The sequence below is a fragment of the Paraburkholderia tropica genome, from assembly GCF_914484835.1.
Classification (GTDB): Bacteria; Pseudomonadota; Gammaproteobacteria; order Burkholderiales; family Burkholderiaceae; genus Paraburkholderia; species Paraburkholderia tropica_A.
This window is the reverse complement of sequence record NZ_CAJZAR010000072.1, coordinates 1-26778: the sequence shown is the minus strand read 5'-3', so window position 1 is coordinate 26778 and position 26778 is coordinate 1. Positions and strand designations below refer to the sequence as shown.

27 protein-coding genes and 1 other RNA gene are annotated in these 26778 nt (G+C 65.6%); 16 read left to right on the top strand and 12 right to left on the bottom strand.

The window, feature by feature from the left end; translation table 11 throughout:
• The first annotated feature begins 30 nt into the window (after positions 1-30).
• The 4 genes from LDO54_RS27640 to LDO54_RS27625 all read left to right on the top strand — a co-directional run bounded on the left by LDO54_RS27640 (position 31) and on the right by LDO54_RS27625 (position 3806).
• Positions 31-1011 (top strand): substrate-binding domain-containing protein, encoded by a 981-nt coding sequence (locus tag LDO54_RS27640; RefSeq protein WP_224013978.1) that lies wholly within the window; start codon positions 31-33, stop codon positions 1009-1011.
• Positions 1012-1117: 106 nt separating this feature from the next.
• Positions 1118-2167, top strand: coding sequence for a sugar phosphate isomerase/epimerase family protein (locus tag LDO54_RS27635; RefSeq protein WP_224013976.1), 1050 nt, complete (start codon positions 1118-1120; stop codon positions 2165-2167).
• A 31-nt stretch (positions 2168-2198) separates the two neighbouring features.
• Positions 2199-3350 carry a Gfo/Idh/MocA family protein gene (locus LDO54_RS27630; RefSeq protein ID WP_224013974.1) on the top strand — a complete coding sequence of 384 codons (1152 nt, stop codon included), beginning with the start codon at positions 2199-2201 and terminating at the stop codon, positions 3348-3350.
• Between the two features lie 171 nt (positions 3351-3521).
• The gene (locus tag LDO54_RS27625) at positions 3522-3806 is read left to right on the top strand and encodes a type II toxin-antitoxin system RelB/DinJ family antitoxin (RefSeq protein WP_224014073.1); all 285 of its coding nucleotides are present in this window, start codon (positions 3522-3524) and stop codon (positions 3804-3806) included.
• 25 nt (positions 3807-3831) lie between these two features.
• On the opposite strand, the gene LDO54_RS27620 is transcribed toward LDO54_RS27625, so the two are convergent.
• Entirely contained in the window at positions 3832-5028 is a 1197-nt protein-coding gene (locus LDO54_RS27620) for an ABC transporter substrate-binding protein (RefSeq protein ID WP_224013972.1), read from the bottom strand.
• A gap of 139 nt (positions 5029-5167) precedes the next feature.
• The gene (locus tag LDO54_RS27615; protein WP_224013970.1) at positions 5168-6109 is read right to left on the bottom strand and encodes a CysB family HTH-type transcriptional regulator; all 942 of its coding nucleotides are present in this window, start codon (positions 6107-6109) and stop codon (positions 5168-5170) included.
• A gap of 224 nt (positions 6110-6333) precedes the next feature.
• On the opposite strand from LDO54_RS27615, the gene LDO54_RS27610 reads away from it, so the two are divergent.
• The 6 genes from LDO54_RS27610 (at position 6334) to cobA (ending at position 12660) form a co-directional block, all read left to right on the top strand.
• Entirely contained in the window at positions 6334-8013 is a 1680-nt protein-coding gene (locus LDO54_RS27610) for a nitrite/sulfite reductase (protein ID WP_224013968.1), read from the top strand.
• 31 nt (positions 8014-8044) lie between these two features.
• Positions 8045-8587 (top strand): DUF934 domain-containing protein, encoded by a 543-nt coding sequence (locus tag LDO54_RS27605; RefSeq protein ID WP_224013966.1) that lies wholly within the window; start codon positions 8045-8047, stop codon positions 8585-8587.
• On the top strand, positions 8584-9348 hold the full coding sequence (locus tag LDO54_RS27600; protein ID WP_224013964.1) for a phosphoadenylyl-sulfate reductase: 765 nt from the start codon (positions 8584-8586) through the stop codon (positions 9346-9348). Before LDO54_RS27605 ends, LDO54_RS27600 begins: the two co-directional genes overlap by 4 nt.
• Positions 9349-9462: 114 nt before the next feature.
• The gene (cysD, locus tag LDO54_RS27595) at positions 9463-10425 is read left to right on the top strand and encodes a sulfate adenylyltransferase subunit CysD (RefSeq protein WP_224013962.1); all 963 of its coding nucleotides are present in this window, start codon (positions 9463-9465) and stop codon (positions 10423-10425) included.
• Positions 10426-10450: 25 nt separating this feature from the next.
• Positions 10451-11767 (top strand): sulfate adenylyltransferase subunit 1, encoded by a 1317-nt coding sequence (locus LDO54_RS27590; protein ID WP_224013960.1) that lies wholly within the window; start codon positions 10451-10453, stop codon positions 11765-11767.
• 104 nt (positions 11768-11871) lie between these two features.
• Positions 11872-12660, top strand: a complete 789-nt coding sequence (gene cobA / locus LDO54_RS27585; RefSeq protein ID WP_224013959.1) for a uroporphyrinogen-III C-methyltransferase — start codon at positions 11872-11874, stop codon at positions 12658-12660.
• Between the two features lie 129 nt (positions 12661-12789).
• Here cobA and LDO54_RS27580 read toward each other — a convergent pair whose 3' ends face one another.
• From LDO54_RS27580 to lptF, 3 genes are read right to left on the bottom strand one after another with little or no spacing between them, the layout of a single operon-like run.
• Complete coding sequence (locus LDO54_RS27580; protein ID WP_224013943.1) at positions 12790-13194, bottom strand: sirohydrochlorin chelatase; 405 nt, start codon at positions 13192-13194, stop codon at positions 12790-12792.
• Positions 13195-13223: 29 nt separating this feature from the next.
• Entirely contained in the window at positions 13224-14372 is a 1149-nt protein-coding gene (gene lptG, locus LDO54_RS27575; RefSeq protein WP_224013941.1) for an LPS export ABC transporter permease LptG, read from the bottom strand.
• A 3-nt stretch (positions 14373-14375) separates the two neighbouring features.
• Complete coding sequence (lptF, locus tag LDO54_RS27570; protein ID WP_224013939.1) at positions 14376-15476, bottom strand: LPS export ABC transporter permease LptF; 1101 nt, start codon at positions 15474-15476, stop codon at positions 14376-14378.
• A 134-nt stretch (positions 15477-15610) separates the two neighbouring features.
• On the opposite strand from lptF, the gene LDO54_RS27565 reads away from it, so the two are divergent.
• The 3 genes from LDO54_RS27565 to LDO54_RS27555 are packed head-to-tail and all read left to right on the top strand — an operon-like array spanning position 15611 to position 18271.
• Positions 15611-17122: a leucyl aminopeptidase gene (locus LDO54_RS27565; RefSeq protein ID WP_224013937.1), complete on the top strand. Its 1512-nt coding sequence runs from the start codon at positions 15611-15613 to the stop codon at positions 17120-17122.
• A gap of 49 nt (positions 17123-17171) precedes the next feature.
• Positions 17172-17588, top strand: a complete 417-nt coding sequence (locus tag LDO54_RS27560) for a DNA polymerase III subunit chi (RefSeq protein WP_065057321.1) — start codon at positions 17172-17174, stop codon at positions 17586-17588.
• A gap of 41 nt (positions 17589-17629) precedes the next feature.
• Positions 17630-18271 (top strand): DUF2486 family protein, encoded by a 642-nt coding sequence (locus tag LDO54_RS27555; protein ID WP_224013935.1) that lies wholly within the window; start codon positions 17630-17632, stop codon positions 18269-18271.
• Between the two features lie 169 nt (positions 18272-18440).
• Here LDO54_RS27555 and LDO54_RS27550 read toward each other — a convergent pair whose 3' ends face one another.
• Together LDO54_RS27550 and ilvD are read right to left on the bottom strand one after the other, a co-directional pair.
• Complete coding sequence (locus LDO54_RS27550) at positions 18441-18794, bottom strand: c-type cytochrome (protein ID WP_224013933.1); 354 nt, start codon at positions 18792-18794, stop codon at positions 18441-18443.
• Between the two features lie 115 nt (positions 18795-18909).
• Entirely contained in the window at positions 18910-20583 is a 1674-nt protein-coding gene (ilvD, locus tag LDO54_RS27545; protein WP_224013931.1) for a dihydroxy-acid dehydratase, read from the bottom strand.
• A 130-nt stretch (positions 20584-20713) separates the two neighbouring features.
• Here ilvD and LDO54_RS27540 point away from each other — a divergent pair, with 130 nt between their 5' ends.
• Together LDO54_RS27540 and lgt are read left to right on the top strand one after the other, a co-directional pair.
• Positions 20714-21697, top strand: coding sequence for a LysR family transcriptional regulator (locus tag LDO54_RS27540; protein ID WP_224013929.1), 984 nt, complete (start codon positions 20714-20716; stop codon positions 21695-21697).
• A 199-nt stretch (positions 21698-21896) separates the two neighbouring features.
• Positions 21897-22811, top strand: coding sequence for a prolipoprotein diacylglyceryl transferase (gene lgt, locus LDO54_RS27535; protein WP_224013926.1), 915 nt, complete (start codon positions 21897-21899; stop codon positions 22809-22811).
• Between the two features lie 96 nt (positions 22812-22907).
• Here lgt and LDO54_RS27530 read toward each other — a convergent pair whose 3' ends face one another.
• From LDO54_RS27530 to LDO54_RS27510, 5 genes are all read right to left on the bottom strand, one after another.
• A complete protein-coding gene (locus LDO54_RS27530; protein WP_224013925.1) occupies positions 22908-23636 on the bottom strand; it encodes an SIMPL domain-containing protein in 729 nt (242 codons plus the stop codon).
• A gap of 286 nt (positions 23637-23922) precedes the next feature.
• Complete coding sequence (locus LDO54_RS27525; RefSeq protein ID WP_224013923.1) at positions 23923-24381, bottom strand: EVE domain-containing protein; 459 nt, start codon at positions 24379-24381, stop codon at positions 23923-23925.
• A gap of 86 nt (positions 24382-24467) precedes the next feature.
• Positions 24468-24648: non-coding RNA, 6S RNA (gene ssrS, locus LDO54_RS27520), on the bottom strand.
• A 115-nt stretch (positions 24649-24763) separates the two neighbouring features.
• Positions 24764-25078: a cell division protein ZapA gene (locus LDO54_RS27515; RefSeq protein ID WP_027816635.1), complete on the bottom strand. Its 315-nt coding sequence runs from the start codon at positions 25076-25078 to the stop codon at positions 24764-24766.
• Complete coding sequence (locus LDO54_RS27510; protein ID WP_176080467.1) at positions 25075-25425, bottom strand: ATPase; 351 nt, start codon at positions 25423-25425, stop codon at positions 25075-25077. Before LDO54_RS27510 ends, LDO54_RS27515 begins: the two co-directional genes overlap by 4 nt.
• Before the next feature lie 644 nt (positions 25426-26069).
• On the opposite strand from LDO54_RS27510, the gene LDO54_RS27505 reads away from it, so the two are divergent.
• The coding region (locus LDO54_RS27505) for an iron chelate uptake ABC transporter family permease subunit (RefSeq protein WP_224014071.1) at positions 26070-26778 on the top strand (709 nt) is incomplete at its 3' end.

The following is a 26778-nucleotide window of genomic DNA, read 5'->3' as shown; positions in this document are numbered from 1 at the left end:
GCCCGCACAACAATCATCGGAGACGGCATCATGAAGAATACGATTCGTGCGATGTGGACAGGCGCGCTGACGCTCGGCGTGGCGGCGATGTTCGCTTCGCCTTTCACGTCAACCCCGGCGCGCGCCGACGACAAGGTGACGCTCGGCGTCGCCATCCCCACGGCCGACCACGGCTTCACGGGCGGCATCGTCTGGTGGGCGAACGAGGCGAAGAAGGATCTGGAGAAGGCGCATCCCGACCTGAAGATCATCGTCAAGACGGCGGCCAATGCGCCCGATCAGGCGAACCAGTTGCAGGACCTCGTGACCGTCAACAAGATCAACGCGCTGGTGATCTTCCCGTATGAATCGGCTTCGCTCACGCAGCCGGTTGCGCAGGTGAAGAAGAAGGGCGTCTACGTGACGGTGGTCGATCGCGGCCTGACCGACAAGAGCGCGCAGGACGCCTACGTGGCCGGCGACAACACGGCGTTCGGCAAGATTCCCGCCGAGTATCTGGCGAAGCAGTTGAACGGCAAGGGCGATATCGTCGCGCTGCGCGGCATTCCGACCACGCTCGACAACGAGCGCTGGAACGCGTTCACGGCGGTGCTGAAGAACTATCCGGGCATGAAGATTCTCGACGCGAAGTATGCGAACTGGAATCGCGACGACGCCTTCAAGACCATGCAGGACTTTCTCACGCGCTTCAAGCACATCGACGCCGTCTGGGCCGCCGACGACGACATGGCCGTGGGCGTGCTCAAGGCCATCGATCAGGCCAAACGCAGTGACATCAAGATCGTGTTCGGCGGCGCGGGCTCGAAGGATATGGTCAAGCGCGTGATGGACGGCGATCCGCTGATTCAGGCCGACGTGTCGTATTCGCCGAAGTTCATCTACGACGCGATCAAGCTCACGGCCGAGGCGCGGCTCGCGGGCAAGTCGCTGCCGCCGACCACGATCATTCCTTCGGTGCTGATCACGAAGGAGAACGCCAGGCAGTTCTATTTCCCGGATTCGCCGTTCTGAACGCGCGAGCTTCTTCGTGAGTTAACCGCCGCCGCGTTGTGTTGCGTCGCGTGGCATCGCGTGGCGTTCGCGCGAGGCGCGGCGGCCCAGCCGAGGATTCGGACCGATGAAAACACTCAAGGGTCCGGCGATCTTCCTCGCCCAGTTTCTGGGCGAGGAAGCGCCGTTCGACAGCTTCGCGCATATGGCGCAGTGGGCCGCGCAGCTGGGCTACAAAGGCATTCAGGTGCCGACCGATACGCGCCTGATCGATCTCGAACAGGCGGCCACGAGCACGGCGTATTGCGACGAGCTGCGTCAGACCGCCGACGATGCGGGCATCGCGATCACCGAGTTGTCGACGCATCTGCAAGGGCAACTGGTGGCCGTGCATCCGGCGTATGACGCGCTGTTCGACGGCTTCGCCGCGCCGCACGTGCGCGGCAATCGCGAGGCGCGCACGGCGTGGGCCATCGATCAACTGAAGCTGGCCGCGCGCGCCTCGCGCAATCTGGGCTTGAGCGCGCACGTGACGTTTTCGGGCGCGCTCGCGTGGCCGTATGTGTATCCGTGGCCGCAGCGTCCGTCCGGTCTCGTCGAGGCCGCGTTCGACGAACTCGCGCGCCGCTGGCGGCCGATACTCGATGCGTTCGACGAAGCGGGCGTCGATGTCTGCTACGAACTGCATCCGGGCGAGGACCTGCACGACGGCGTGACCTTCGAGCGCTTTCTCGCCGCCGTGGACGATCATCCGCGCGCGAACATCCTCTACGACCCGAGCCATTTCGTGCTTCAGCAGCTCGATTACCTCGCGTTCATCGACATCTATCACGCGCGCATCAAGGCTTTTCACGTGAAGGATGCGGAGTTCCGGCCCACGGGCAAGCAGGGCGTGTATGGCGGCTACAGCGGCTGGGTCGAGCGCGCGGGACGTTTTCGTTCGCTCGGCGACGGGCAGATCGATTTCGGCGCGATCTTCTCGAAGCTCACGCAGTACGACTTTCCGGGCTGGGCGGTGCTCGAATGGGAATGCGCGCTCAAGCATCCGCACGACGGCGCGCGCGAGGGCGCGGAGTTCATCAAGCGGCATCTGATCCGCGTGGCTGAGCATGCGTTCGACGACTTCGCGGGCAGCGGCGTGGACGACGCGCAACTGAAAGGCGTGCTGGGTCTCTGACAGGTAACGGAGGACAACCAGGAGCAAGGTAATGACACGCAGATTGAGACTCGGCATGGTGGGCGGCGGCGAGGGCGCGTTTATCGGCGCGGTGCATCGGATCGCGGCGCGTCTCGACGACGACTTCGAACTGGTGGCGGGCGCGTTGTCGTCGGATGCGGCCCGCGCACAGGCGAGCGCCGAAGCGATCGGCCTCGCGCGCAGTTACGCCGACTGGCGCGAGATGGCGCGCGAGGAGGGCGGGCGCACGGATGGCATCGACGCGGTTGCGATCGTTACGCCGAATCATCTGCACGCGAGCGTTGCGCATGCGTTCATGGATGCGGGCATCCACGTGATCTGCGATAAGCCGCTGACGGTGTCGCTCGACGAAGCGCGCGCGCTCGCCCGGCACGCGCGCGACGCGAACGTGGTGTTCGCGCTTACGCATACGTATTCCGGTTATCCGCTCGTGCGTCACGCGCGCGAACTCGTGGCGGCGGGCGAACTGGGCGAGGTGCGCGTCGTGCAGGTGGAGTACGCGCAGGATTGGCTCGCGAATCCGATCGAGCAGGGCGGCGCCGACAGCCGCAATCGTCAGGCGAGCTGGCGTACCGATCCGGCGCTGGCGGGCCCGGCCGGTTGTCTCGGCGATATCGGCACGCATGCGTATCAGCTGGCGGCGTTCGTGAGTGGTATGGAGCCGGTGGCGGTCGCCGCGGAGGTGCATACGTTCGTGCCGGGACGGCGTATCGACGATCACGTGCAGGCGATGCTGCGTTACGCGAACGGCGCGCGCGGCATGCTGTGGGCGAGCCAGGTGGCGAGCGGCGCGGAGAACGCGCTGCGGCTGCGCGTCTACGGCACGAAGGCGGGGCTCGCGTTCGATCAGGAGGAACCGAACGTGTTGTGGCTCACGCCGCAGGGCGGCGAGGCGCAGCGGCTCACGCGCGGACGCGTGACGGGCGCGGCGGCATCGCACGCGACGCGCGTGCCGCCGGGGCATCCCGAAGGGTATCTGGAAGCGTTCGCGCAGCTGTACCGCGACGCGGCGGCGCAGATCCGCGCGCGCGACGCGGGTCAGCCGCCGCCGCCCGCAAGCCGTCTGCTCACGACCGTCGACGACGGCGTGGCCGGGCTGCGCTTTATCGAAGCGGTGCTGGCCAGTAGTGCCGCCGACGGGGCGTGGCGCGCGCTCGCGTGAGTTCGCGGATCGGCGAGCATCGTTAGCTCGTTAGCCATTCGGATGAATGGCGCGTATTTCGGGACAGGGCAAAACTTGCGGCGTGTCTAACACGCTTCAAGGATGCTCATGTCTAACGTCATACAGTTGAATTACAATGCGGCGTCGATTACCACGCGAGGGAGTCAGGCGATGGGCGCAAGCGCATTGGTACAGGTCCGCATCGATCCGGCGTTGAAAGAGCGCGCCACGGTGGTGCTGGAAAAGATGGGGCTCACGGTGTCGGATGCCGTGCGCATCCTGCTGACGCGCGTCGCGAACGAGGGCGCGCTGCCGGTCGATTTCGCCGTCGATCCGGCCACGCACGACGCGTGGTTCCGCGCGAAAGTGCGGGAAGCGCTCGAAGACCCGCGCCCCGCCGTGGAGGCCGAGGCGGTCGAGGCGCATTTCGCGAAGCGGCGCGCGCGCCGAAGCTAGCGCCGCTTCATGTCGCCTCACCAACTCACTGCGCCAGATACACGAACTTCCCGCCGCGGATCGTGCCCATCACGCTCGCGCGCTGGTCCAGACCCACGTGGTCCTTCTCGCTCGTGTTGACCACGCCGTTGGGCACGACCAGTTCGTGCGCGTGCTCCAGTTCGCTGCGCAGCGCCACACGGAACGCCTCGGTGCCGGGCTGTGCGGTCTTGAGCGCGCGCGTCACGGCGTCCGCGAGGCGCGGGTACACGCCGGCGGCGTCGCCCGCGAACTGCGTGACGGTGCCGGGGCCGTATTTGGCCTCATAGGCATCCACGAAAGCGAGCGCCGCTTTCTGCGCGGGCTGGTCGGCGGGCAGCGTGCGCGCCACCACCACGGGCTGGGTCGGGAACAGCGTGCCTTCCACGTCCTTGCCGCCCAGCTTGATGAATTCGGGCGTGGCAATGCCATGCGTCTGATAGATCGCGCCCTTGTAGCCGCGCTCGACCAGCGTGCGCTGCGGCAGCACGGTCGGCGTGCCCGCGCCCGCGATCAGCACGGCGTCGGGTTTCGCGGCGATCAGCTTGAGGATCTGGCCGGTCACGCTCGCATCGCTGCGGTTGAAGCGCTCGGTCGCGACGATCTGGAGGTTGCGTTCCTTCGCGAATTTCGTGAACTCGTTGAGCCAGCTATCGCCGTAGCTGTCCGCGAAACCGATGAAGCCCACCGTCTTCACGCCGTGCGCGGCCATGTAGCGCGTCATCACGTCGGCCATCGCGGCGTCGGTCTGCGCCATCTTGAACGCCCAGGTGCGCGCGCCTTGCTGCGGTTCGACCACGGAAGCCGAGCCCACCAGCGTGATCATCGGCGTCTTGCTTTCGGCCACGGCGTCGAGCGCCGCGAGCGCGGCGGGCGTGATGTTCGGCCCGACGATCACGTCGACGTGATCCTCGTTGATGAGCTTGCGGATGTTGCGCACCGCGGCGCCTGGGTCCGAGCCGTCGTCGAGCACGATGTAATCGGCTTTCTGCCCGGCGATGGTCGGCGGCCACATCAGCATGGCGTTCTTGCTCGTGATGCCGATGGCGGCGGCGGGGCCGGTGCTCGACAGGTCGATGCCCACCTTGAGGTCGGCGTGCGCGGCCGGGGCGGCAGCGCCGAGCGCGAAGGCGGCGGCGACGGCCAGTGGACGAAAGGCAGGGCGCAGGGAACTCAGACGACTCAGACGCAGATACGACTTCATGCAGCGGTCTCCAGGAAGGAAAAAAGCGAGAAGCGTTCTATCTAGTTAGTAGTGGGTGTGAACCTGAGTGAGCGCGGCGCGGCCGCCGACGGGCCGCCGACCCCACATCCGGCGTGCCTGTCGCCAACATTCCCTTCGCTTACAGCTCGTAGGTCTCGTGCTCGCCCTTGAGCGCCTGTTCGATCAGCTTGCGGTTCAGGCTCGGCGAAAGCAGTTCCACGAGCGTGTAGACATAACTGCGCAGATACGCGCCCTGCTTGAGCGCCACGCGCGTCACGTTGCTGCCGAACAGGTGCCCCACCGGCACGGCGCGCAGATGGCGGTCGCGCTCGGCGTTGAAGGCGATATCGGCCATGATCCCCACGCCCAGACCCAGTTCCACATAGGTCTTGATCACGTCCGCGTCGATGGCTTCGAGCACGATGTCGGGCGAGAGCCCGCGCAGGCGGAACGCCTCGTTGATCTTGGTGCGGCCCGCGAACGCGTTGTCGTAGGTAATCAGCGGAAATTGGGCCAGATCGTCGAGCGAGAGCGGCTTGCGTTCCAGCAGCGGATGATCGGGTAGCATCACGGCCACGTGATGCCAGGTGAAGCAGGGCAGCGAGACCAGTTCCTTATAGTTGGAGATCGCCTCGGTGGCGATCGCCAGGTCGGCCTGGTCGTGCAGCACCATCTCCGCGACCTGGGTCGGGCTACCTTGCAGAATCGAAAGGTGGACCTTCGGGAAGCGCCGCTTGAACTCGGCGATGGCGCCCGGCAGCGAGTAGCGCGCCTGCGTGTGCGTGGCCGCGATCACCAGGTTGCCTTGATCCTGGGCCGCATAGTCCTTACCTACGCGCTTGAGGCTCTCCACTTCCTGAAGAATGCGCTCCACGGAGGCGAGGATGATCCGGCCGGGTTCCGTGAGCGAGCGCACGCGTTTGCCGTGGCGCGTGAAGATTTCGACCCCTAATTCATCCTCCAGCTCGATGATCGCCTTCGAGACGCCGGGCTGACTGGTATACAGGGCCTTCGCCGCTTCCGTGAGGTTGAAATTCTGGCGCACGGCCTCGCGCACGAAGCGGAACTGGTGGAGGTTCATATATAACCCCTTGGCATATCAACCTGATTTTTGAATCGTTTGAAATATAAGGCGAGTTTATTACCATTTCCCCAACTTTTCCAATATGGATATCTGTTTTGGTCATTAGCAAATGACCGGCGAGTTGAAGGTGCCGGTCGGGCTGGAACAGAAATAGCGAAGTCGAAGTCGGAGAGCGCGGCGTAACCGGAACGCCGCGATTGATACAACCCTGGGGTCCCCGAATGTACCAATACGATCAGTACGACCAGACCATCGTCGACGAGCGCGTCGCGCAATACAGCGACCAGGTTCGCCGCCGCCTGTCGGGCGAATTGAGCGAAGAAGAATTCCGCCCGCTGCGTCTGCAAAACGGCCTGTACTACCAGCGCCACGCCTACATGCATCGCATCGCGATTCCGTACGGCAATCTGCGCAGCGACCAGATGCGCATGCTCGGCACCATCGCGCGCGAGCACGACCGCGGTTACGGCCACTTCTCGACGCGCTCGAACATCCAGTACAACTGGATCAAGCTCGAAGAAACGCCCGAAATCCTGCGCAAGCTCGCGTCGGTCCAGATGCACGGCATCCAGACCTCGGGCAACTGCATCCGCAACATCACCGCCGACCAGTTCGCGGGCGTCGCGCCCGACGAAGTCATCGATCCGCGTCCGTGGGCCGAGATCATGCGTCAGTGGTCGACGTTCCACCCCGAATTCGCGTGGCTGCCGCGCAAGTTCAAGATCGCCGTTTCGGGTTCGAAGGAAGACCGCGCCGCCGTGCAGATTCACGATCTGGGCGTCTACCTCGACCGCAACGAGCAGGGCGAAGTCGTCGCGAGCATTCTCGCGGGCGGCGGTCTGGGCCGTACGCCGATCATCGGCGCGATCATCAAGCGCGACCTGCCGTGGCAGCATCTGCTGACCTACTGCGAAGCCGTGCTGCGCGTGTACAACCGCTATGGCCGCCGCGACAACCTCTACAAGGCGCGTATCAAGATTCTCGTGAAGGCGCTGTCGCCCGAGAAGTTCGCGCAGCAAGTGGAAGAAGAGTGGCAGCACCTGAAGGACGGCCCGTCGACGATCACGCAGGCTGAAGTGGACCGCGTGTCGCAATACTTCGCGCCGCCGGCCTACGAAAAGCTGACCGACACCGACACCTCGTACGAAAAGCATCTGCTCGAAAACCGCGCGTTCGCACGCTGGGTCGAGCGCAACGTGCGTCCGCACCGCGTGCCGGGCTACGCTTCGGTCACGCTCTCGCTCAAGCCGCAGGGCATCGCCCCCGGCGACGCGACCGACGTGCAGATGGAAGCCGTGGCCGACTGGGCCGACGAGTACTCGTTCAGCCAGGTGCGCGTCTCGCACGAGCAGAACCTGATTCTCGCGGACGTGAAGAAGCAGGACCTGTTCGCGCTGTGGGAAAAGGCGAAGGCAGTCGGTTTCGCGACGGCCAACGTCGGCCTGCTGACCGACATCATCGCGTGCCCGGGCGGCGACTTCTGCTCGCTCGCGAACGCCAAGTCGCTGCCGATCGCCGAAGCGATCCAGCAGCGTTTCAGCGACCTCGATTTCGTCTACGACCTGGGCGACCTGACGTTCAACATCTCGGGCTGCATTAATGCGTGCGGTCATCACCACGTCGGCAATATCGGCGTGCTGGGCGTGGATAAGGACGGTTCGGAGTGGTATCAGGTCACGCTCGGCGGTGAGCAGGGCACCGGCGCCAACGGCGCGCGCCTTGGCCGCGTGATCGGCCCGTCGTTCTCGGCGGAAGAGATGCCCGACGTGGTGCAGAAGGTGATCGACACGTTTGTCGAAAACCGCATCGACGGCGAGCGTTTCATCGACACGTACGACCGCATCGGCATGGGCCCGTTCAAGGAGCGCGTGTACGCATCGCGCCAGCCGGCCCACGCCTGATCCGCCCGCAACGAGATACGAGAGTTAAGCAATGGCATTGATCATCAAGAATCGCGAGATCGTTGAAGACAGCTGGCAGGTCGTGCGCGCCGCGGAAGACGGCGTGCTGCCCGACGTGGCTGCGCTGCCCGCAGGCAAGGTGCTGGTTCCGTTCGCGTACTGGCAGGCCAACCGCGACGCGCTGGCCGCGCGCGGCAAGGACGAACTCGGCGTGTGGCTCGCGCCGGACAGCGAACCGGCTGACGTGGTCGCCGACTTCGACAAGATCGCGCTGATCGCGATCGACTTCCCGGTGTTCCGCGACGGCCGCGGCTATTCGATCGCGCGTCTGCTGCGCGAGCGTTATGGCTACAAGGGCGAGATCCGCGCGATCGGCGACGTGCTGCGCGACCAGCTGCGCTTCTACGAGCGCTGCGGCTTCGACGCCTACGCGCTGCGCGCCGACAAGGACATCCACGACGCGCTGAAGGCGTTCACGGAATTCACGGTGCAGTACCAGGGCGCGTTCGACGAACCGTCGCCGCTGTTCCGCCGCCGTGCGGCACAAGCGGCACAAGCGGGTTCGGCAGCATGAGCACCGCTTCTACCGCAGCCAGCGAAGTCACGGCTGACCTGCAGGCGAAGATCGAGCGGCTCGATGCGCTGCTCGACTCGATCGCCGCGCGTCACGCCGACGTCAAGCTAGCCAGCAGCCTCGCCGCCGAAGACATGCTGCTCACGCACGCGATCCTGTCGCGCGGCGTGAAGATCGGCATCTTCTCGCTGAACACGGGCCGCCTGCACGCCGAAACGCTCGGCATGCTCGACACGGTGCGCGAACGCTACGGCTACGCGATCGAACAGTTCCTTCCGCAGCAGGACGCGGTGGACGAATACGTCGCGCAGCACGGCCTGAACGCGTTCTACGAGAGCGTCGATCTGCGCAAGCGCTGCTGCGAGATCCGCAAGGTCGAGCCGCTCAACCGCGCGCTGTCGGGCGTGTCGGCGTGGGTCACGGGCCAGCGCCGCGAGCAGTCGGTCACGCGCGCGGAGCTGCACGAGGAAGAACGCGACGAAGCGCGCAACATCGACAAGTTCAATCCGCTTGCGGACTGGACCGAAGCCGATGTGTGGAACTATCTGCGCGCCTTCGACGTGCCGGTGAACCCGCTGCATGCGCGCGGCTATCCGAGCATCGGCTGCGAACCCTGCACGCGTGCGATCCGTCCCGGCGAAGACAGCCGCGCGGGCCGCTGGTGGTGGGAGTCGCGCGACACGAAGGAATGCGGACTGCACATCACGTCGGTGTCCGCGATTCCGGTGGTGGCGGTGTCGCCGATCGGCCAGGCGAGCTAAGATTGAAGTTTTCGCGCCGCTTTCGATGTTTTAACGAACGTCGAACGGCAGCGAAGTCGAATACAGAGTAACGCGCCCGACGCAAAGGGCGCGATCAGACGAAGGATTCCGAACATGAGCACGACGCTCGATTCCGCAGTGAACGCCCCGCTTCAGGTGACGGCGAACCGCATGGACCATCTCGACTGGCTCGAAGCCGAGTCGATCCACATCCTGCGCGAACTGGTCGCCGAATGCAGCAAGCCGGCGCTGCTGTTCTCGGGCGGCAAGGACTCGGTCGTCGTGCTGGCGCTCGCCCTCAAGGCGTTCGGTCTCGGCGCGAACCGCAAGACCTCGCTGCCGTTCCCGCTCGTTCACATCGACACGGGCCACAACTACGAAGAAGTGATCGACTTCCGCGATCGCCGCGCAGCTGAAATCGGCGCGGAACTCGTGGTCGGTCACGTCGAAGATTCGATCAAGAAGGGCACGGTGCGTCTGCGCCGCGAAACCGACTCGCGCAACGCCGCGCAAGCGGTCACGCTGCTCGAAACCATCGATCAATACGGCTACACCGCGATGATCGGCGGCGCGCGCCGCGACGAAGAGAAGGCCCGCGCGAAGGAGCGCATCTTCTCGTTCCGCGACGAATTCGGCCAGTGGGACCCGAAGGCGCAGCGCCCGGAACTCTGGAGCCTGTACAACGCGCGTCTGCACAACGGCGAACACCTGCGCGTGTTCCCGATCTCGAACTGGACCGAACTCGACGTGTGGCAATACATCGAGCGCGAAAAGCTCGAACTGCCGTCGATCTACTACGCGCACCAGCGCGAGATCGTGCGCCGCAACGGCCTGCTCGTGCCGGTCACGCCGCTCACGCCGATGAAGGAAGGCGAAGTCAGCGAAATGGCGCAGGTGCGTTTCCGCACCGTGGGCGACATCAGCTGCACCTGCCCGGTGGCGAGCGATGCCGACAACGTCGAGAAGATCATCGCCGAAACGGCCGTGACCGAAATCACGGAACGCGGTGCCACGCGCATGGACGACCAGGCGTCGGAAGCCGCGATGGAACAGCGCAAGAAGCAAGGTTATTTCTAAAGAGCACGCAGAGGAAGAATTGAACATGGTTACGACGCATCAACCTGAAGACCTCGGCGTGCTGCGCTTCATCACGGCGGGCAGCGTGGACGACGGCAAGAGCACGCTGATCGGCCGCCTGCTGTACGACAGCAAGGCAGTCCTTTCGGATCAACTTTCGGCGCTTTCGCGCGCGAAGAACAAGCGCACGGTCGGCGACGAAATCGACCTGTCGCTGCTCACGGACGGCCTCGAAGCCGAGCGCGAGCAAGGCATCACGATCGACGTGGCGTATCGCTACTTCGCCACGGCCAAGCGCAAGTTCATCATCGCGGATACCCCAGGCCACGAGCAGTACACGCGCAACATGGTTACGGGCGCCTCGACGGCGCACGCCGCGATCATCCTGATCGACCCCACGCGCGTGACGGTCGAGAACGGCGTGACGCAATTGCTGCCGCAAACGAAGCGCCATAGCGCGATCGTCAAGCTGCTCGGTCTGCAACACGTGATCGTCGCGATCAACAAGATGGATCTGGTCGATTACAGCGAAGCGACCTTCAACCTGATCCGCGAAGCCTACGTCGAACTCGCGCGCCAGCTCGGTCTGGAAAACGTGCGTTTCGTGCCGGTGTCGGCGCTCAAGGGCGACAACATCGTCGGCCTGAGCGAGCGTATGCCGTGGTACGTGGGTGAGCCGCTGCTCGATCTGCTGGAGCAACTGCCGGTCGCGCAGGCGACGGGCGACGCGCTGCGCTTCCCGGTGCAGTGGGTTGCGCGCCAGGACGGTTCGAGCGCCGACGACTTCCGCGGCTACATGGGCCGTGTCGAAGCGGGCGAAGTGAAGGTCGGCGACGCCATCACGGTGCTGCCGGCGGGCCGCGCAGCAACGGTCGCGGAAATCATCGCGCCGGTGCCGGGCGGCACGGCGCAGGTCGACCGCGCGTTCGCGGGCCAGACCGTCACGATCCGTCTCGCGGAAGACGTCGACGTCTCGCGCGGCGACACCTTCGTGCCGGCCGGCGACGACACGCAACCGGCCAAAAAGCTCGAAGCGGACCTCTGCTGGTTCGACGAGGAGCCGCTCTCGCCGCAGCGCAAGTACCTGCTCAAGCAGACCACGAGCACGGTGTTCGCGAAGATCGGTGCGATCAAGGAAGTGCTCGACGTGCATACGCTCTCGCACGCCGTCGACCGCCACAACCTGGCGATGAACGACATCGGCCGCGTCTCGCTCACGCTGCAAAAGCCGCTCGTCGCGGACCTGTATGATGTGCATCCGGGCACCGGCGCCTTCGTCCTCATCGACGAAGCCACGCACCACACGGTGGCCGCGGGCATGATCCGCGCAGTCGCCGCCTGACGCCGCTGCGCGTCGCGCCCGCGCCGGTTCACGATACGTGGCGGCGCGCGGCGCAGCGCCTGGCTTGCGCGTCCAGCGCGTGCGGTTTTGGAGTCTTCTAGCAAATGGGCAAGGTCTATCTGATCGGCGCCGGACCGGGCGCCGCGGATCTCATCACGGTGCGCGGCGCGCGTCTGCTCGGGCAGGCGCAGGTCGTCCTGCACGACGCGCTCGTCGAGCCGGCGATGCTCGAGTACGCGCCGCGCGACGCGAAGTTCATCGCGGTCGGCAAGCGCTGCGGGCAACGCTCGACGGCGCAGCACTTCATCAACAAGCAACTCGTCGATGCCGCGCTGGAGCACGACGTGGTCGTGCGCCTGAAGGGCGGCGACCCGATGCTGTTCGGCCGCGCCGACGAAGAAATGCGCGCGCTCGAAGCGGCGGGCATCGAGTATGAAATCGTGCCGGGCATCACGGCGGCGCTCGCGAGCGCGGCGACGCTGCAACGCTCGCTGACGCTGCGTGGCGTGTCGCGCAGCGTGGCGCTCGCCACGTATTCGCGCGCGGCGGGCAGCGAGGAAATTCGCGAGCACGTGAACGCCGATTCGCTGGTGTTCTACATGGGCCGCGACAGCGCGCCCGAGATCGCGCGCCAGCTGATCGAAGCGGGCCGCGCGGGCGAGACGCCGGTGGCGATCGTCGAGGCGTGCAGCACCGCGCGCGAGCGCTCGCTCACGCTGACGCTGGCGCGCCTGCAGGCGGGCGAGGCGCAGGATTGGCTCGACGCGGCGCAGCCGAGCCTGCTGATGATCGGCGAGGCGTTTCGCGCGCGCGCCGCGCAGCAGGAAGGCGAGGCCGCTGGTTCGCACGACACGATGCAGGACGAACAGGATCCGCGCCGCGCCGCCGCGTAAAGCATAAAAAACGGGGGTTGTGCGTAGGGCTAGCACGAAAGCAGAAGGGAACAGGGCCGCTGAAAAGCGGCCCTTTTCTTTTGCGCTGTTAGACGCGCTGACGCGCCGACGCGCCTTAGCGCGACGGACTCAGTCGTCGCCGGGCGACGCGTGCGTGAGGCAATAGCCGACGATCGCGTCGAGCACGCCATCGTCCTCGCCAACGGCGGTGGCGCAGCGGATCTGCACGCCCGGATGCGCGACCTGGCATTGCGCGACGAGCGCGGGCAGATCGCGGCGGATATGTCCGCCCTGGCCGAAGAACACCGGCACCACGGTGATGACCGTGCAGCCTTGCGCGGCCTGCGCGGCGATGGCGTCGGGCAGGCTGGGTTCCATGAGTTCGAGGAAGGCGAGGGCGACGGGGCCGCTCTCGTGTTCGGCGCCGTCAGCGCCGCGCGCCGCCGCGAGCTTTGCGGCGAGGCGCGTGAACGGCTCTTTCCAGCGTGCGTCGCGCGCGCCGTGGCCGAAGAGAATCATGCCGTGCGTGCCCATCGTCGATTCTCCCTGATCTACGTGCGCCGCTAGTGCCGGTCGACCCACTTCAGCCCGATTAGGCCGAGCGCGAGATAGATCAGCGCGGGCGTGGCCGCTGTAAGCGGCGCGGGCCAACTGCTCAGGTTGCCGATGTGCGAGAACAGCGTGTTGACGAGCTGGAAGCTCATGCCGAGCATGATGCCGCCGAACACCTTCATGCCGACCACGCCCGCGCGCGTATGCAGATACGCGAACGGCAGCGAGAGCACCAGCATCACGAACACCGCGAACGGGTAGAGCAGCTTGCGCCACAGCGCGATTTCATAGCGCTGCGTGTCCTGATGGTTTTCCTGCAAATGCTGGATGTAGCGGAACAGGTTGAACATCGACATCCGGTCCGGCGACACCAGCAGCACCGAGAGAATCTGCGGCGTCAGTTCCGAGCGCAGCGAGTATTCGGGCAGCGCCGTCTGACTCGCGCGATAGACGGGCGCGAGCGCGTCGGTCGGCGTGTTCGGCGGCGGCGGCACGCTCGTCAGTTCGGTGTCGGTCACGTCCTTGAGCAGCCAGTGGCCCGGCGGCTGATAGGTGCCGGTCTTCGCGATGCGCACGTTCGAGAGCTTGAACTGCTTGTCGAATTCGTAGATGCGCACGTCGGTGATGGTCGCGTCCGGCTGCAGCTTGCCGACGTTCACGAAACGCGTGACCTGCTCGCCGTCGACGCGCGCCGTGAGCGTGTCCTTCACCCACACGCCCGACTGGAAGTTGCTCGACACGGCCGAGCCCAGCGCTTCGAGACGCACGCGCTCCGAAAGCTGGTCGGTGTACGGGCCCACGACTTCGCCGATCAGATAGGTGAGCAGCACGAGCGGCACGCCGATCTTGAGCAGCGAGCGCAGCGCCTGGCCGGTCGCGAGACCCGAGACGCGGAAAATCGTGAATTCCGAGCTGGCCGCCATCTGCGCGAACACATAGATCGCGCTGATCAGCGCCGCGACGGGAATGATTTCATAGAGCCGCGACGGCGCCTGCAAGCCCACGCGCAGCACCGCGTAGGCGAACTTGTAATTGCCGTGGCCGACCGAGTTCAGTTCGTTGATCAGGTCGAAGAAGAAGAACAGACCCGAGAAGGCGAACAGGATGAACACGAACGTCAGGTAGACCTGACGCGCGAAGTATTTCTCGTAAATGCGCATCGGTCAGTTCCCCTGCGACGCGCGGCTGAACATCGCGCGTGTAAAGAGCGGCCGGTTGCGCACACGCAGCCAGAAAATGAAGACCACGAGCGCGAGCACGATCACGTGCAGCACCGCGATCCCGAGGCCGAACGACATCTTGCCTTGCTCGATCTGCGACTGGACGACGTTGAGCAGATTCGAGTACGTGAGATAGATCAACACGGCCATCACGAGGTTGATCGTGCGGCTGCGGCGCGGATTCTGATACGCAAGCGGGATCGCCAGCAGCATCAGATTGATCGCGATCAGCGGCAGGCCCGCGCGCCAGGCGAATTCGCCGAGATTGTCTTCGGTGGGGTGGCGCAGCAGATCGGGCGTGGAGGTCGAACTGGCCGACGGCGTGTTCACGACCGGCTGGCTCTGGACCTTGACGCCGTAGCGCTGGAATTCGGAAATGCGGAAGTCGGGATGACCCGGCTCGCCGTCGTAGCGGCGGCCGTTTTCGAGCACCACGAAGCGGTCGCCGTTTTTCGTGGTTTCCGTGTGGCCGGTCTTCGAGACGATGACGTTGACCTTGCCGTTCTCCGTGCTCGTGACGAACACGTTTTCCACGCGCCCCTGGTCGGGGCTCATGGACTCGATGAAGAACACGCGGTGCGTGGTGGGCGATTCGCGGAACTGGCCCGGCGCAAGCAGCGACACCTCGTCGCGCTGCTGGAAGCGCGCGCGAATGAGCTTGCTCTGCGCGTTCGACCACGGCCAGCCGATGAACGCGAAAAAGACGATCGCCAGGATGATCGGCGTGGAAAACACGGCGATCGGCTTGATCAGGCGCGTGAGGCTCACCCCGGAGGCGAGCCAGACGACCATTTCGGAATCCTTGTACCAGCGCGTGAGGACGAACAGGATCGACACGAAGAGCGTGACGATGAGCATCACGGCGAGATAGCCGATCACGGTCAGGCCGATCAGGACCAGCACGTCGCGCGGGTCGATCTGGCCCGAAGCGGCGAAACCGACGATGCGGATCATCATCGTCGTCAGCATGATCGTGAGCAGAACCATGAACACAGCGCCAGCCGTGTACGCGAGTTCGCGCTGCAGGGAACGTTCGAAGATCATTCTAGATGGGCAGGGCGGGCGGCTCGGACCAGGCGCCGCGCCTTTCGCGCAACCGCCGAGGAGCCGCCGCGGGAAAAATAGCGGATAATTGCGGCTTTCATCCTAAGCCCTGATTTTATCCGAGGACAAGCGCGATGGACTTTAGCATAAAAGCCTGTGATTGGAGCAAAGGCGGGGAAGGCCCCTTCCTGACCGGCAAGTCGGATTGCGTCGTGGTGGGCGTCTTCGAGGCCCAAACCCTCTCGGGCGCGGCATTCGCGCTCAATGCGGCGCTCGGCGGCATGATCGCCCGCGTCGTGAAGGCCGGCGATATCGACGGTAAAGCCGGCTCCACGCTGTTCCTGCCCGAAGTGACGGGCATCGGCGCGTCGCGGGTTCTGCTGGTCGGTCTCGGCAAGCAGGATGCATTCGGCCAGAAAGCCTATAACGATGCCGCGCGTGCGGCATGGCGCGCGATCCTCGGCACGCGCATCGCCCAGGTGACCTTCACGCTCGCGCAGCTGCCCATCAAGGAGCGCACCAGCGAATGGGGCGTGCGCGCCGCCATTCAGGTCCTGCGCACCGAGACCTACCGCTTCACGCAGATGAAGAGCAAGCCCGACGTCACGCAGCGCGCGCTCAAGCGCACGGTGTTCAGCGTCGACGCCGCCGACGAGAAGGTGGCGAAGGTCGCCGCCAAGCAGGCCGTGGCGCTCGCCAACGGCATGGACCTCACGCGCGACCTCGGCAACCTGCCGGGCAACGTCTGCACGCCGACCTATCTGGCCGCCACCGCGAAGAAGCTCGCGCGCGACTGGAAGCTCAAGGTCGAGGTGCTGGGCCAGCGTCAGATCGAAGCGCTCAAGATGGGTTCGTTTCTTTCTGTAACAAAGGGCTCGGTCGAACCGCCGCAATTCATCGTGCTGCATTACCAGGGCGCCAGCGCGAAGTCGGCGCCGGTCGTGCTGGTCGGCAAGGGCGTCACGTTCGACACCGGCGGCATTTCGCTCAAGCCCGGCGAGGGCATGGACGAGATGAAGTACGACATGTGCGGCGCGGGCTCGGTGCTCGGCACGATCCGCGCGGTCGCCGAAATGGGCCTGAAGCTCAATGTGATCGGCATCATCCCGGCGTGCGAAAACATGCCCGCGGGCAACGCCACCAAGCCGGGCGACATCGTCACGACGATGGCGGGCCTCACGGTCGAAGTGCTCAACACCGACGCCGAAGGCCGCCTGATCCTGTGCGACGCGCTCACTTACGCCGAACGCTTCAAGCCGGCCGCCGTGATCGACATCGCCACGCTGACGGGCGCCTGCATCATCGCGCTCGGTCATCACAACAGCGGCCTGTTCTCGAAGGACGACGCGCTCGCGGGCGAGCTGCTCGACGCCTCGCGCGAAGCGAGCGATCCGGCCTGGCGTCTGCCGCTCGACGACGAGTATCAGGATCAGCTGAAGTCGAATTTCGCCGATCTCGCCAATATCGGCGGGCGTCCGGCGGGCAGCGTGACGGCGGCGTGCTTCCTCTCGCGCTTCACCGAAGCGTATCCGTGGGCGCACCTCGACATCGCGGGCACCGCATGGAAGAGTGGCGCGGCGAAGGGCGCGACGGGCCGTCCGGTGCCGCTGCTGGCGCAATTCCTGATCGATCGCGCTTCGCAATGATGCTGGCAGTGCAAAGCGGGGCAGGCATGAAAATAGCGGCGGGGCGGGCATGACGCGCATCGACTTTCATACGAATGTCGGCGACTCGCTGCTGTACGCGTGCCGTCTCGTGCGCAAGGCGTATCAGGCGGGCCAGCAGGCAGTGGTGCTGGCCGAGCCTGGACGCCTGCGCGCGTTCGACGAGATGCTGTGGACGTTTTCGCCGCTCGACTTCGTGCCGCATTGCATGGCCGACAGCGCGCACGCGGCCGAGACGCCCATCGTGCTCGCCACGGACCTCGAGCGCGCGCCGCATCATCGCGTGCTGCTCAATCTCGGCGCTGAGGTGCCGCCGCAGTTCGCCCGCTTCGAGCGCCTGCTCGAAGTGATCGGCGACGCGCCCGAGGAACTCGCGTCCGGGCGCGAGCGCTACCGCTTCTATCGCGATCGCGGCTATGCGCTGAACAACTACAAGCAAGGCAGTTGACGCGCCCCGCCTTGCTTGACCGACTTTCGAAGGAGGCGATCATGCCCGATCTCCACGACGTCGAAGAGGCGCCGATTCCCATGCTGGACGAGGTGCTGGTCAACGGCAACCTGCTGCGCGCGCGCTCGCCGTTCGAGCACGTTGCGGCGCCGCAGGCCGATGCGCCCCATGCGGCCGTTCATGCGGACGAAGCCGCTCATGCCGATCATCGGGTTGCCCCCGGCCCTGTCGAGCACGACGATCTGCCCGAACTGGTCGACCGCTTCGAGCCGCACATGTCGTTCGTGCCGCCCGAGCCGGCTTTGCCCGCGGGCGTTGCGGCGTTCGCGGCGGCGCATGCGGCACATGCGGCATCCGAGCCGCAGTTCTCCGCGCCGCCTTCTGCTCAGCCGGCCGTGCCATCGTCGGCGGCTTACGAACCCGAAGGTCTTTTCGCCCACGACGCCGACGCGCTCGTCGAGCGTCTGCGCGGACGCGCCTTGAGCTGGCTCACCGGCGAAGGGCGCGGCGTGATCGAGGCGCGTTGCAGCGCCGCGATGCAGGAGCACGCGCACTGGATCGTCGGGCAGGTTTCACGCGAGATCGGTCTCGCACTCGAAACGGAATTGAAGGGCTGGGTGAAGGCCGCCGTGCGCGAGGAGCTGGCCGCGCGCGCCGGACATACCGGTTCTCACGAAGTCTGAGCGGGGTGATGTGCAGCGCGTCTGCACGCTTCCTGATCTTGCTTCGCTGATCGCTTTCGCTGCGGCGCGTCACGATGTGCGCGCGCCGCACGCGTCTTGATTGCGCGTGCTGTCTTGCGCGTTGCTTTGTACGCGTTTCTTCGTGCGCTGTTCTTCGTGTGCTCGTTCGTTATTTCAGCGTGAGAATCCAGCTCGCGAGCGTCGCCGCCTGGCCGGGGCTCAACTGCGTGTTGGCGGGCATGGGCACCATCCCCCAGACGCCGCTGCTGCCTTCCGCGATCTTGTGCGCGAGATAGTTCTGCGCGTCGGGCTTGCCTGCGTATTTCGCGGCCACGTCGCGCAGCGCGGGGCCCATGAACGTGCGCGTGACCGAATGGCAGCTCATGCAGTTCTGCTGCTGGGCCAGGGCGAGTCCGCCGGGGCCGTTCTGCGCCTGCGCGTCCGACGCGGCGAGGCCGAACGTGAGCGTGAGCGCGGCGGCGAGCGTCGCTGTCTTGTTCTTCGCTTGCGACTTCTGTTTCATGCTGGTCTCCGCCAGCGTAGGCGCCGGCTGTGTCGACGCATTATAAGAGCAAAGGGCGCGCGGATTTTCCGTGCGCCCTTTGCGTTGTCACAGCCGCTGTGCCGGGACCGCGTGCCTAGCCCGTGACGGCGCCCTTGTTGGCAGGCCGCGCGAGCGCCGCGAACTTCGCGAGCACGCCGCGCGTGTAACGCGGCGCGGGCTGCTTCCACGCGGCGCGGCGGCGCGCGAGTTCGGCGTCGTCGATATTCAGCTGCAGCAGCAGCTTGTGCGCGTCGATGGTGATCGAATCGCCTTCCTGCACCAGCGCGATCGTGCCGCCTTCGAACGCCTCGGGCGCGACGTGCCCGACCACCATGCCCCACGTGCCGCCCGAAAAGCGCCCGTCGGTGATGAGCCCGACCGTTTCGCCGAGCCCCTTGCCGATGATCGCCGAAGTGGGCGCGAGCATCTCCGGCATGCCCGGTCCGCCCTTCGGCCCGAGGTAGCGCAGCACGACCACGTCACCGGCCTGGATCTTGTCGGCGAGGATCGCGTCCATCGCGCTCTGCTCGTCGTCGAACACGCGCGCCGGGCCGGTGATCACCGGATTCTTCAGCCCCGTGATCTTGGCGACCGCGCCGTCGGTCGCGAGGTTGCCCTTCAGAATCGCGAGGTGGCCTTCCTTGTAGAGCGCCTGGTCGATCGGATAGATCACCTTCTGGTCGGCGCGCGGCTTCGACGGCACGTCCTTGAGTTCTTCGGCGATCGTCTTGCCCGTGATGGTCATGCAGTCGCCGTTGAGCAGGCCCGCGTCGAGCAGCAGCTTGAGCACCTGCGGAATGCCGCCCGCCGCGTGCAGATCGGTGGCGACGTACTGGCCCGAGGGCTTCAGGTCGCAAATCACCGGCACCTTCTTGCGCATGCGCTCGAAGTCGTCGATGGTCCAGTCGATTTCGGCGGCGTGCGCGATGGCCAGATAGTGCAGCACCGCATTGGTCGAGCCGCCCGTCGCCATGATCAGCGCCACGGCGTTTTCGATCGACGCCTTCGTGATGATGTCGCGCGGCTTGAGATCCTTCTTCACCGCTTCGACGAGCACGCGCGCCGACTCCGCCGCCGAATCCACCTTCTCCTGATCGGGGTTCGCCATCGTCGACGAATAGAGCAGCGACATGCCGAGCGCCTCGAACGACGAACTCATCGTGTTGGCCGTGTACATGCCGCCGCACGAGCCCGTCGACGGACACGCGTTCTGCTCGACGCCCTCGAAATCCTCCTCGCTCATGCGGCCCGCCGTGAACTCGCCGACCGCCTCAAACGCCGAGACGATGGTCAGGTCCTTGCCCTTCCAGTGGCCCGGCCGGATCGTGCCGCCGTAGACGTAGATGCCCGGCACGTTGATGCGTGCGAGCGCGATCATGCCGCCCGGCATGTTCTTGTCGCAGCCGCCGATCACGACCGCGCCGTCCATCCACTGGCCCTGCACGCAGGTCTCGATGCAGTCGGCGATCACTTCGCGCGAGACGAGCGAGTACTTCATGCCTTCGGTGCCCATCGACATGCCGTCGGAGATGGTCGGCGTGCCGAAGGTCTGGGCGTTGGCGTCGGCGCCCTTGAGCGCGTCCACGGCGGCGTCGGCGAGCCGTTGCAGGCCCGCGTTGCAGGGCGTGATGGTCGAGTGGCCGTTGGCGACGCCGATCATCGGCTTGTCGAAGTCGGCCTTCTCGTAGCCGAGCGCGTAAAACATCGATCGGTTCGGCGAGCGCGCGACGCCTTGCGTGATGTGCTTCGAACGACGGTTGTATGCCATGGGGACGCTCCGTGTCTCGATTGCGATTGTTGTGGGGACGTGCGTGTCAGGATGGTGTGTCGCGAGCGCAATGTCCAATATATTATTCGTGGCTTATTGAGTCGAAAAACATATCAATGGAGCGCGCACGATGAGTCTCGCGAGTCCCGATCTGCGCCAGTTGCGCTACTTCGTGGCAGTGGCCGAGGAGCAGCATTTCGGCCGCGCCGCCGCGCGTCTGTCGATGACGCAGCCGCCGCTCTCGCAGGCGATCCGCGCGCTCGAAGACGCGCTGGGCGTGGAACTGTTCGCGCGCACGCGCCGCTCGGTCGAACTGACGGCCGTGGGCGCCGACCTGCTGCCCGAGGTGCGGCGCCTTCTGGCGTCGGCGGAGGCGCTGCGGCCGCTCGCGCAGAGCCTCGCGCGCGGCGAGGCGGGCGTGCTGGCGCTGGCCTTCGTCTCGACCGCCGACTACGGGCTGCTGCCGCTCTTGCTGCGCGACTTCGGCGCGCGTTATCCGCGTGTGCGCCTGCAACTGGCCGAGGCGACCAGCGACGTGCAGGTGGACGAACTGGTGGCGGGGCGCATCGACGCGGGCCTCGTGATCGCGCCCGTGCCGCCGCGCCACGCGGCGCAGCTTGCGTATCTGCCGGTCGCGCGCGAGCCGCTGGTGATCGCGATGCCTGCCGCGCTCTCGGCGCAGATCGGCGGCCCGGAAGCCGTGGCGGATGTTGAGCCGGACGCCGACGACGGCTGGTGCGCCACGCCCGTGAACCTGCGCGATCTCGCCGATGTGCCGCTCGTCGTGTTTCCGCGTCATCTGGCCCCCGGATTCCACGACACGATCATGGACTGCTACGGCGCGGCCGGGCTCGCGCCGCGCGTGGGTCAGGAGGCAATCCAGATGCAGACGATCGTGAGCCTCGTCTCGGCGGGCATGGGCGTCGCGCTCGTGCCGCAATCGCTGCGGCATCTGCGGCGCACGGGCGTGGTCTACCGGCCGCTCGCGCAGGCCGTGCCGACGATTAAAACGGGGCTCGTCTGGCGCGCGGAGGAGGTGAGCCCGGTGCTGGCGGCCTTCATCGAGATCGTGCGCGCGCATGCGGCGACGGTGAACGCAAAGCGGGACGCGTGAAGTCTGCGCCGCGGAGGCGTGTGCACGGCGGCTTCATCCCTGTCCCTTAAAATCCTGAGTCAACGCGACATGTGCATTTTGGCTCGCACGCCCCGGCGTCGGCGATAATGTCACCCCTCGGCGCCGCGTAACGTGCAACCCGCGTGGCGTATCTTGCAACCCGCTTTCAAGCTCACCGCCGACAAGAATCCACTTCACGATGCTCATCCACCCGAATTTCGACCCCGTCGCCATCCATCTGGGGCCGCTCGCCGTGCGCTGGTACGGCCTCATGTATCTCGTCGGCTTCATTCTCGCGATCGTGATCGGCCGTCTGCGCCTGCGCCTGCCCTACGTGGCCGCGCAGGGCTGGACCGCCAAGGACATCGACGACATGCTGTTCTACGGCGTGCTCGGCACCATCCTCGGCGGGCGACTCGGCTACGTGCTGTTTTACAAGGCGAGCTGGTACTTCGCGCATCCGCTCGACATCTTCAAGGTGTGGGAAGGCGGCATGTCCTTCCACGGCGGCTTCCTCGGCGTGACCTTCGCGATGGTCCTGTTCGCGTGGCAGCGCGGGCGCACGTGGCTGCAGGTCACCGACTTCGTCGCGCCGATGGTGCCGACGGGTCTCGCCGCCGGGCGTCTGGGCAACTTCATCAACGGCGAACTGTGGGGCCGCGTGACCTCGCCGGATTCGCCGTGGGCGATGATGTTCCCCGGCGCCGCGAACGACGACGCCGCCTGGCTGCAAACGCATCCGGCGCTGGCCGCGAAGTGGCATCTGAGCGAAGTGTTCGCGCAATATCATCTGCTGCCGCGCCATCCGTCCGAGCTGTACGAGATCGCGCTCGAAGGCATTGCGCTGTTCTTCGTGCTGATCCTGTTCTCGCGCAAGCAGCGTCCCGTGGGCGCGATTTCGGCGATGTTCCTGATCGGCTACGGCCTCGCGCGCTTCACGGTGGAATTCGCGCGTGAACCCGATGACTTCCTCGGCCTGCTCGCGCTCGGTCTGTCGATGGGGCAGTGGCTCTCGCTGCCGATGATCATCGTGGGCGTGCTGCTGATGATCTGGGCGTATCGCCGCGCGAAACGCACGAATGGTACGCAGCAGACGGCTGCCGCGAAAAGCTGAAGCGAAACGCTGAAGTGTCATGAAAAAAGCCACGGCGTCTGCCGTGGCTTTTTTGTTTTGCGCGCGAGCGTGTGCCCGTGTGCGAGCGCGTCGCGCTTACTTCATCTGCACCGAGCCCGAGACGTTGACCGTCACCGTGGACGTACCGCCTTCGAGCGGCATGGGCGCCATCTTCGCGTCGGCGCTGGCGGCGCGCGCGCTCATCATCATCATCGGACGCGGCGGCACGCCAGAGTGGCCCACGTTCACGTCGCGGATCGCGTAGCCGCTGTAGCCGAACGCGCGCGCATTCGCGGACGCCTGGTCGCGGAACGACGCGATCGCCTCGCTCGACAGCTTCTGCTCGGCGGCGCGCTGCGCTTCGGGCGAGAGCGAGAACGCCACGTTGCCCACCTGCATGACCGACGAAATATCGCCCGCGAGTTTCGATGCCGCTGCGAAGTTGCGCGATTCGAGCACGACCTCGGTGCGGCCGCGCCATGCGGAGATGCGGCCGTCGCGGTCGGTGGACGGATAGATCGAGAACTGGCCCGAGCGCGCGGTCACGCCGGCGACGCCCTTGGCCTTTTGCAGCGCCGAGTCGGCGCGCTGATTGAGCGTGGCGGTCAGCGACGCGGGATCGCTCGCTTCCTGCTCGTAGAACAGGGTGATCGTGACGACGTCCTGCGGCACCTCGGCGCTCGCCTGGGCCGACAGCGAGAGCACGCCCGAGGGCTGATAGCGCGCGTCGCTCTGCGCGAATGCGGCGCTGGGCGCGAGCGTCAGGGCGAGCGGAATGGCGGCGGAAAGTGCAGCGGCGAGCGTGACGGCGGTTCTTTTCTTCATTGAGGCTCCTTGCAGAACGAGTGCGCCAGCGGCGCGCGGCTGCCCGCTACATCGCGCGGCTGCCTGTGTGTTCACTGCGCAGACGCGCCCCGGCACGAGCGCATGATTGTGCTGAAGTTCGCGCGCGCGTGTCGGCTGCATGTACGGGGCCGCGGCGGGTTGTGTGATGCGGCCGGGCGTGCTGGTTAGGCGATGCGCCGCGTGTGGGGTTCCCGTGCGGGTTCCCGCGCGCGGGCTGTTTTGCAAAGTTTGAAGATTGAGCGCTGGAAATCAGGCTACATCGCGGCTACATCAGCCGCTTCGTGATGAAGTCCCACTCGGCGCGCGTGACCGGCGTAATCGAAAGGCGATTGCCCTTGGCGAGCACGCGCATCTCGGCGAGTTCGTCATGCTCGCGCAGCGTGGCGAGCGCAATCAACGCGCACTTCTTCTTGAACACCACGTCGACGAGCATCCAGCGCGGCGTTTCCTGCGTGGATTTCGCGTCGTAGTAAGGGCTCTTGGGATCGAACTGCGTGGGATCGGGATAGGCCGTCGACGACACTTGCGCGAGGCCCGCGATGCCCGGTTCGGGACAGCTCGAATGATAGAAGAGGACGCCGTCGCCGATCTGCATGGTGTCGCGCATGAAGTTGCGCGCCTGATAGTTGCGCACGCCGGTCCAGGGCAGCGAGTGCTGCGGCGCGTTGGCGAGATCGTCGATGCTCGCTTCGTCGGGTTCGGACTTCATCAGCCAGTAGCGCATGACGTGAAGATCGATTCGAAGGAGAAGGGGAGAAAGGGGACGACAAAAGGAAAACGGCATCGGACGCGTGTCCGATGCCGTTCGAATAGGTCCCCGCCTTAGCCGCTAGGCCGGCATCCTGAACCTGAGGTTCAGAATTGGTCGCAGTTAGCAGCACTTCGGGTACATCAGACAAGTGACGCGCACACCCGTGCTACAAATTTCCGCAACCGTGCACATGGCATTGGTTCAAGGAATATATGACCTTGGCGAACCAGGCAGGGAAGCTGAACTGATTGCAACTGCCGTTGATGACAACCACAGCTGCTTAAACCTGTTTAGAAACGTATTCACTTCCTACGTTTCGATGAAGACCATTCTAGCGCATTATTCAGCGGCGGTTTTATTGCACGCCATATTGCTGGATCACTGCGCCAAGCTGTTCATTCATTTGGCGCATTGTACGACGGATTTCCTCGGCAGGGAATGCTTCGCCGTGACGCACGCTGGTCTGCAAACGCAGCAGTTCCGAGGCGAGCGAAAGCGCCGCCATGACGGCGATGCGGTCTTGCCCGCGCACGTTGCTGTGATTGCGGATCTTCGACATTTCCGCGTCGACGCGCGCCACCGCTTCGAGCAGCGCCGCTTCGGTTTCAGGCGAACAGGCGAGGCGATAGCTCTGGCCGAGAATGGTCGCTTCGATCTGTTTGGTCGTCATGCATTTTCTCCGTGGCGAGCGGCGTTGTCGTCGTCGGCGCTTTGCTGCGGTTCGAGCAGATCGAGCTGACTGTCACGGTCGGCGCCGGCGCGTGCGCGCGGCAGCTTTTCGAGGATCGCGTTCAGGCGGACCTGGGCGTCGTCGATCTTCGCCGACAGACCATCGCGTTCGGCTTGCAGCGCGTTGCGCTCCTCGCGCACCTGCTCGAGTTCCGTGCGCGTGGCTTCGCATTGCGCTTGAAGTTGTGCGAGTTGCTCTTCGAGCGCCACGCGTGCTTCGTGATGGCGCTGATTGATCTCGATCAGCCGCCCGATGTTTTGTGAGAGTGTTTCGAGTTCGTTGAGCATGTGCTGCGTCCTCTAAAGACAGGCATTCTAGCGCGGATTGCGGCGTATTCCGATAATTGCGTCGTTTCCAGACGTAACAGCCCCGCTTCGTGCCTGCATCTTGCGTTTTTTGAACTTTGACGTGTTGCGCATGGCGCTGCGGGAACATATTTTGCCGAGCAGAGTCCGAAGCGCGCTCACGTTCGATCGCCACGTTTACGGCAATAATCGCGCTTTCTTGACGTTCGCTCGACGCCACTTCCTCATTTTTTTGCGCCTTTTTCCGGCTGCATTTTGCTTGCGCGTGTAGTGCGCATTGCGAATGAGGGCGCGAAGTGCTTCCGAAGTGCTTCCGATGGACGTCCGATTTGCATCCGACGTGCATCCGTTTGTGCATCCCGACGCGTAGGCATCGCGATGCCTGGCCTCGCGATGCCGATGCGAGAATCCGCAGCCAAATGCGCAGCGCGTTATAACATCTCGACATCTCGAATTTGCGACACGCCGCGACGTACTGCACCGACCGCACGAACCGCACGTAAGCGCGCCATTACCCCAGCCACGCCGAACCCAGGATGCGAACCGCCAGTCCCGATGAACCGCGCCACGCGCGCGAGCGCTCGCCGAACGCGCCTGGCGTGCGTGGCGCGCCGCCGCGTCGCGGCATGAACGCGCGTCGCGCGGCGGTCATCTGGTGCGTGCTCGCGCTCGCGGCGCTCGTGGTGTTCGCGGCGTCGCTGCTGATCGGCAGCGTGCCGGTGACGTTCGCGCAGGCGCTGCATGCGCTCGCGCCATCGACGTCGATGTCGACGCCACTCACCGGCGCGAGCGACATGACCACCGAAATCGTCCGTACCTTGCGTGTGCCGCGCGCGCTCGGCGGCTTTGCGTGCGGTGCGTTGCTCGCGCTCGCGGGCGCGCTGCTGCAGGTGCTGCTGCGCAATCCGCTCGCGGAGCCGTATGTGCTCGGCGTCTCGGGCGGCGCGGCGGCGTTCGCGTTGTGCGCGATGATCGCGGGCCTCGCGACGTGGGCCGTGCAGGCGAGCGCCTGCGCGGGCGCGTTCGTGTCGATCCTGCTCGTGCTCGGTCTCGCGCGCCGCGAGTTGTGGCGCGGCGAGCCGCAGGACAGCGCGCCGCGTCTGCTGCTCACGGGCGCCGTCACGGCGGCCGGGTGGGGCGCGCTGATCACCTTGCTGCTGACGCTCGCGCCCGATGCGCGTCTGCGCGGCATGCTGTTCTGGCTGACCGGCGATCTCAACGGCGTGGCCGCGCCGTGGCCCGCTTTCGCGGCGCTTGCCGTCGTGCTCGCTTTCGCCGTGCGCGCCGCGCCGCGTCTTAACGTGCTGCTGCGCGGCGACGCCGCCGCGCAGGCGC

Coding starts and splice junctions, on each gene's coding strand:
- LDO54_RS27620 (WP_224013972.1), bottom strand. CDS start 5,028: ATGAAGTCGTATCTGCGTCTGAGTCGTCTGAGTTCCCTGCGCCCTGCC.
- lptF (WP_224013939.1), bottom strand. CDS start 15,476: ATGATCTTCGAACGTTCCCTGCAGCGCGAACTCGCGTACACGGCTGGC.
- ilvD (WP_224013931.1), bottom strand. CDS start 20,583: ATGGCATACAACCGTCGTTCGAAGCACATCACGCAAGGCGTCGCGCGC.
- LDO54_RS27615 (WP_224013970.1), bottom strand. CDS start 6,109: ATGAACCTCCACCAGTTCCGCTTCGTGCGCGAGGCCGTGCGCCAGAAT.
- LDO54_RS27635 (WP_224013976.1), top strand. CDS start 1,118: ATGAAAACACTCAAGGGTCCGGCGATCTTCCTCGCCCAGTTTCTGGGC.
- lptG (WP_224013941.1), bottom strand. CDS start 14,372: ATGCGCATTTACGAGAAATACTTCGCGCGTCAGGTCTACCTGACGTTC.
- LDO54_RS27625 (WP_224014073.1), top strand. CDS start 3,522: ATGGGCGCAAGCGCATTGGTACAGGTCCGCATCGATCCGGCGTTGAAA.
- LDO54_RS27555 (WP_224013935.1), top strand. CDS start 17,630: ATGCCCGATCTCCACGACGTCGAAGAGGCGCCGATTCCCATGCTGGAC.
- LDO54_RS27550 (WP_224013933.1), bottom strand. CDS start 18,794: ATGAAACAGAAGTCGCAAGCGAAGAACAAGACAGCGACGCTCGCCGCC.
- LDO54_RS27515 (WP_027816635.1), bottom strand. CDS start 25,078: ATGACGACCAAACAGATCGAAGCGACCATTCTCGGCCAGAGCTATCGC.
- cobA (WP_224013959.1), top strand. CDS start 11,872: ATGGGCAAGGTCTATCTGATCGGCGCCGGACCGGGCGCCGCGGATCTC.
- lgt (WP_224013926.1), top strand. CDS start 21,897: ATGCTCATCCACCCGAATTTCGACCCCGTCGCCATCCATCTGGGGCCG.
- cysD (WP_224013962.1), top strand. CDS start 9,463: ATGAGCACGACGCTCGATTCCGCAGTGAACGCCCCGCTTCAGGTGACG.
- LDO54_RS27590 (WP_224013960.1), top strand. CDS start 10,451: ATGGTTACGACGCATCAACCTGAAGACCTCGGCGTGCTGCGCTTCATC.
- LDO54_RS27540 (WP_224013929.1), top strand. CDS start 20,714: ATGAGTCTCGCGAGTCCCGATCTGCGCCAGTTGCGCTACTTCGTGGCA.
- LDO54_RS27610 (WP_224013968.1), top strand. CDS start 6,334: ATGTACCAATACGATCAGTACGACCAGACCATCGTCGACGAGCGCGTC.
- LDO54_RS27580 (WP_224013943.1), bottom strand. CDS start 13,194: ATGGGCACGCACGGCATGATTCTCTTCGGCCACGGCGCGCGCGACGCA.
- LDO54_RS27605 (WP_224013966.1), top strand. CDS start 8,045: ATGGCATTGATCATCAAGAATCGCGAGATCGTTGAAGACAGCTGGCAG.
- LDO54_RS27530 (WP_224013925.1), bottom strand. CDS start 23,636: ATGAAGAAAAGAACCGCCGTCACGCTCGCCGCTGCACTTTCCGCCGCC.
- LDO54_RS27510 (WP_176080467.1), bottom strand. CDS start 25,425: ATGCTCAACGAACTCGAAACACTCTCACAAAACATCGGGCGGCTGATC.
- LDO54_RS27600 (WP_224013964.1), top strand. CDS start 8,584: ATGAGCACCGCTTCTACCGCAGCCAGCGAAGTCACGGCTGACCTGCAG.
- LDO54_RS27565 (WP_224013937.1), top strand. CDS start 15,611: ATGGACTTTAGCATAAAAGCCTGTGATTGGAGCAAAGGCGGGGAAGGC.
- LDO54_RS27640 (WP_224013978.1), top strand. CDS start 31: ATGAAGAATACGATTCGTGCGATGTGGACAGGCGCGCTGACGCTCGGC.
- LDO54_RS27560 (WP_065057321.1), top strand. CDS start 17,172: ATGACGCGCATCGACTTTCATACGAATGTCGGCGACTCGCTGCTGTAC.
- LDO54_RS27630 (WP_224013974.1), top strand. CDS start 2,199: ATGACACGCAGATTGAGACTCGGCATGGTGGGCGGCGGCGAGGGCGCG.
- LDO54_RS27525 (WP_224013923.1), bottom strand. CDS start 24,381: ATGCGCTACTGGCTGATGAAGTCCGAACCCGACGAAGCGAGCATCGAC.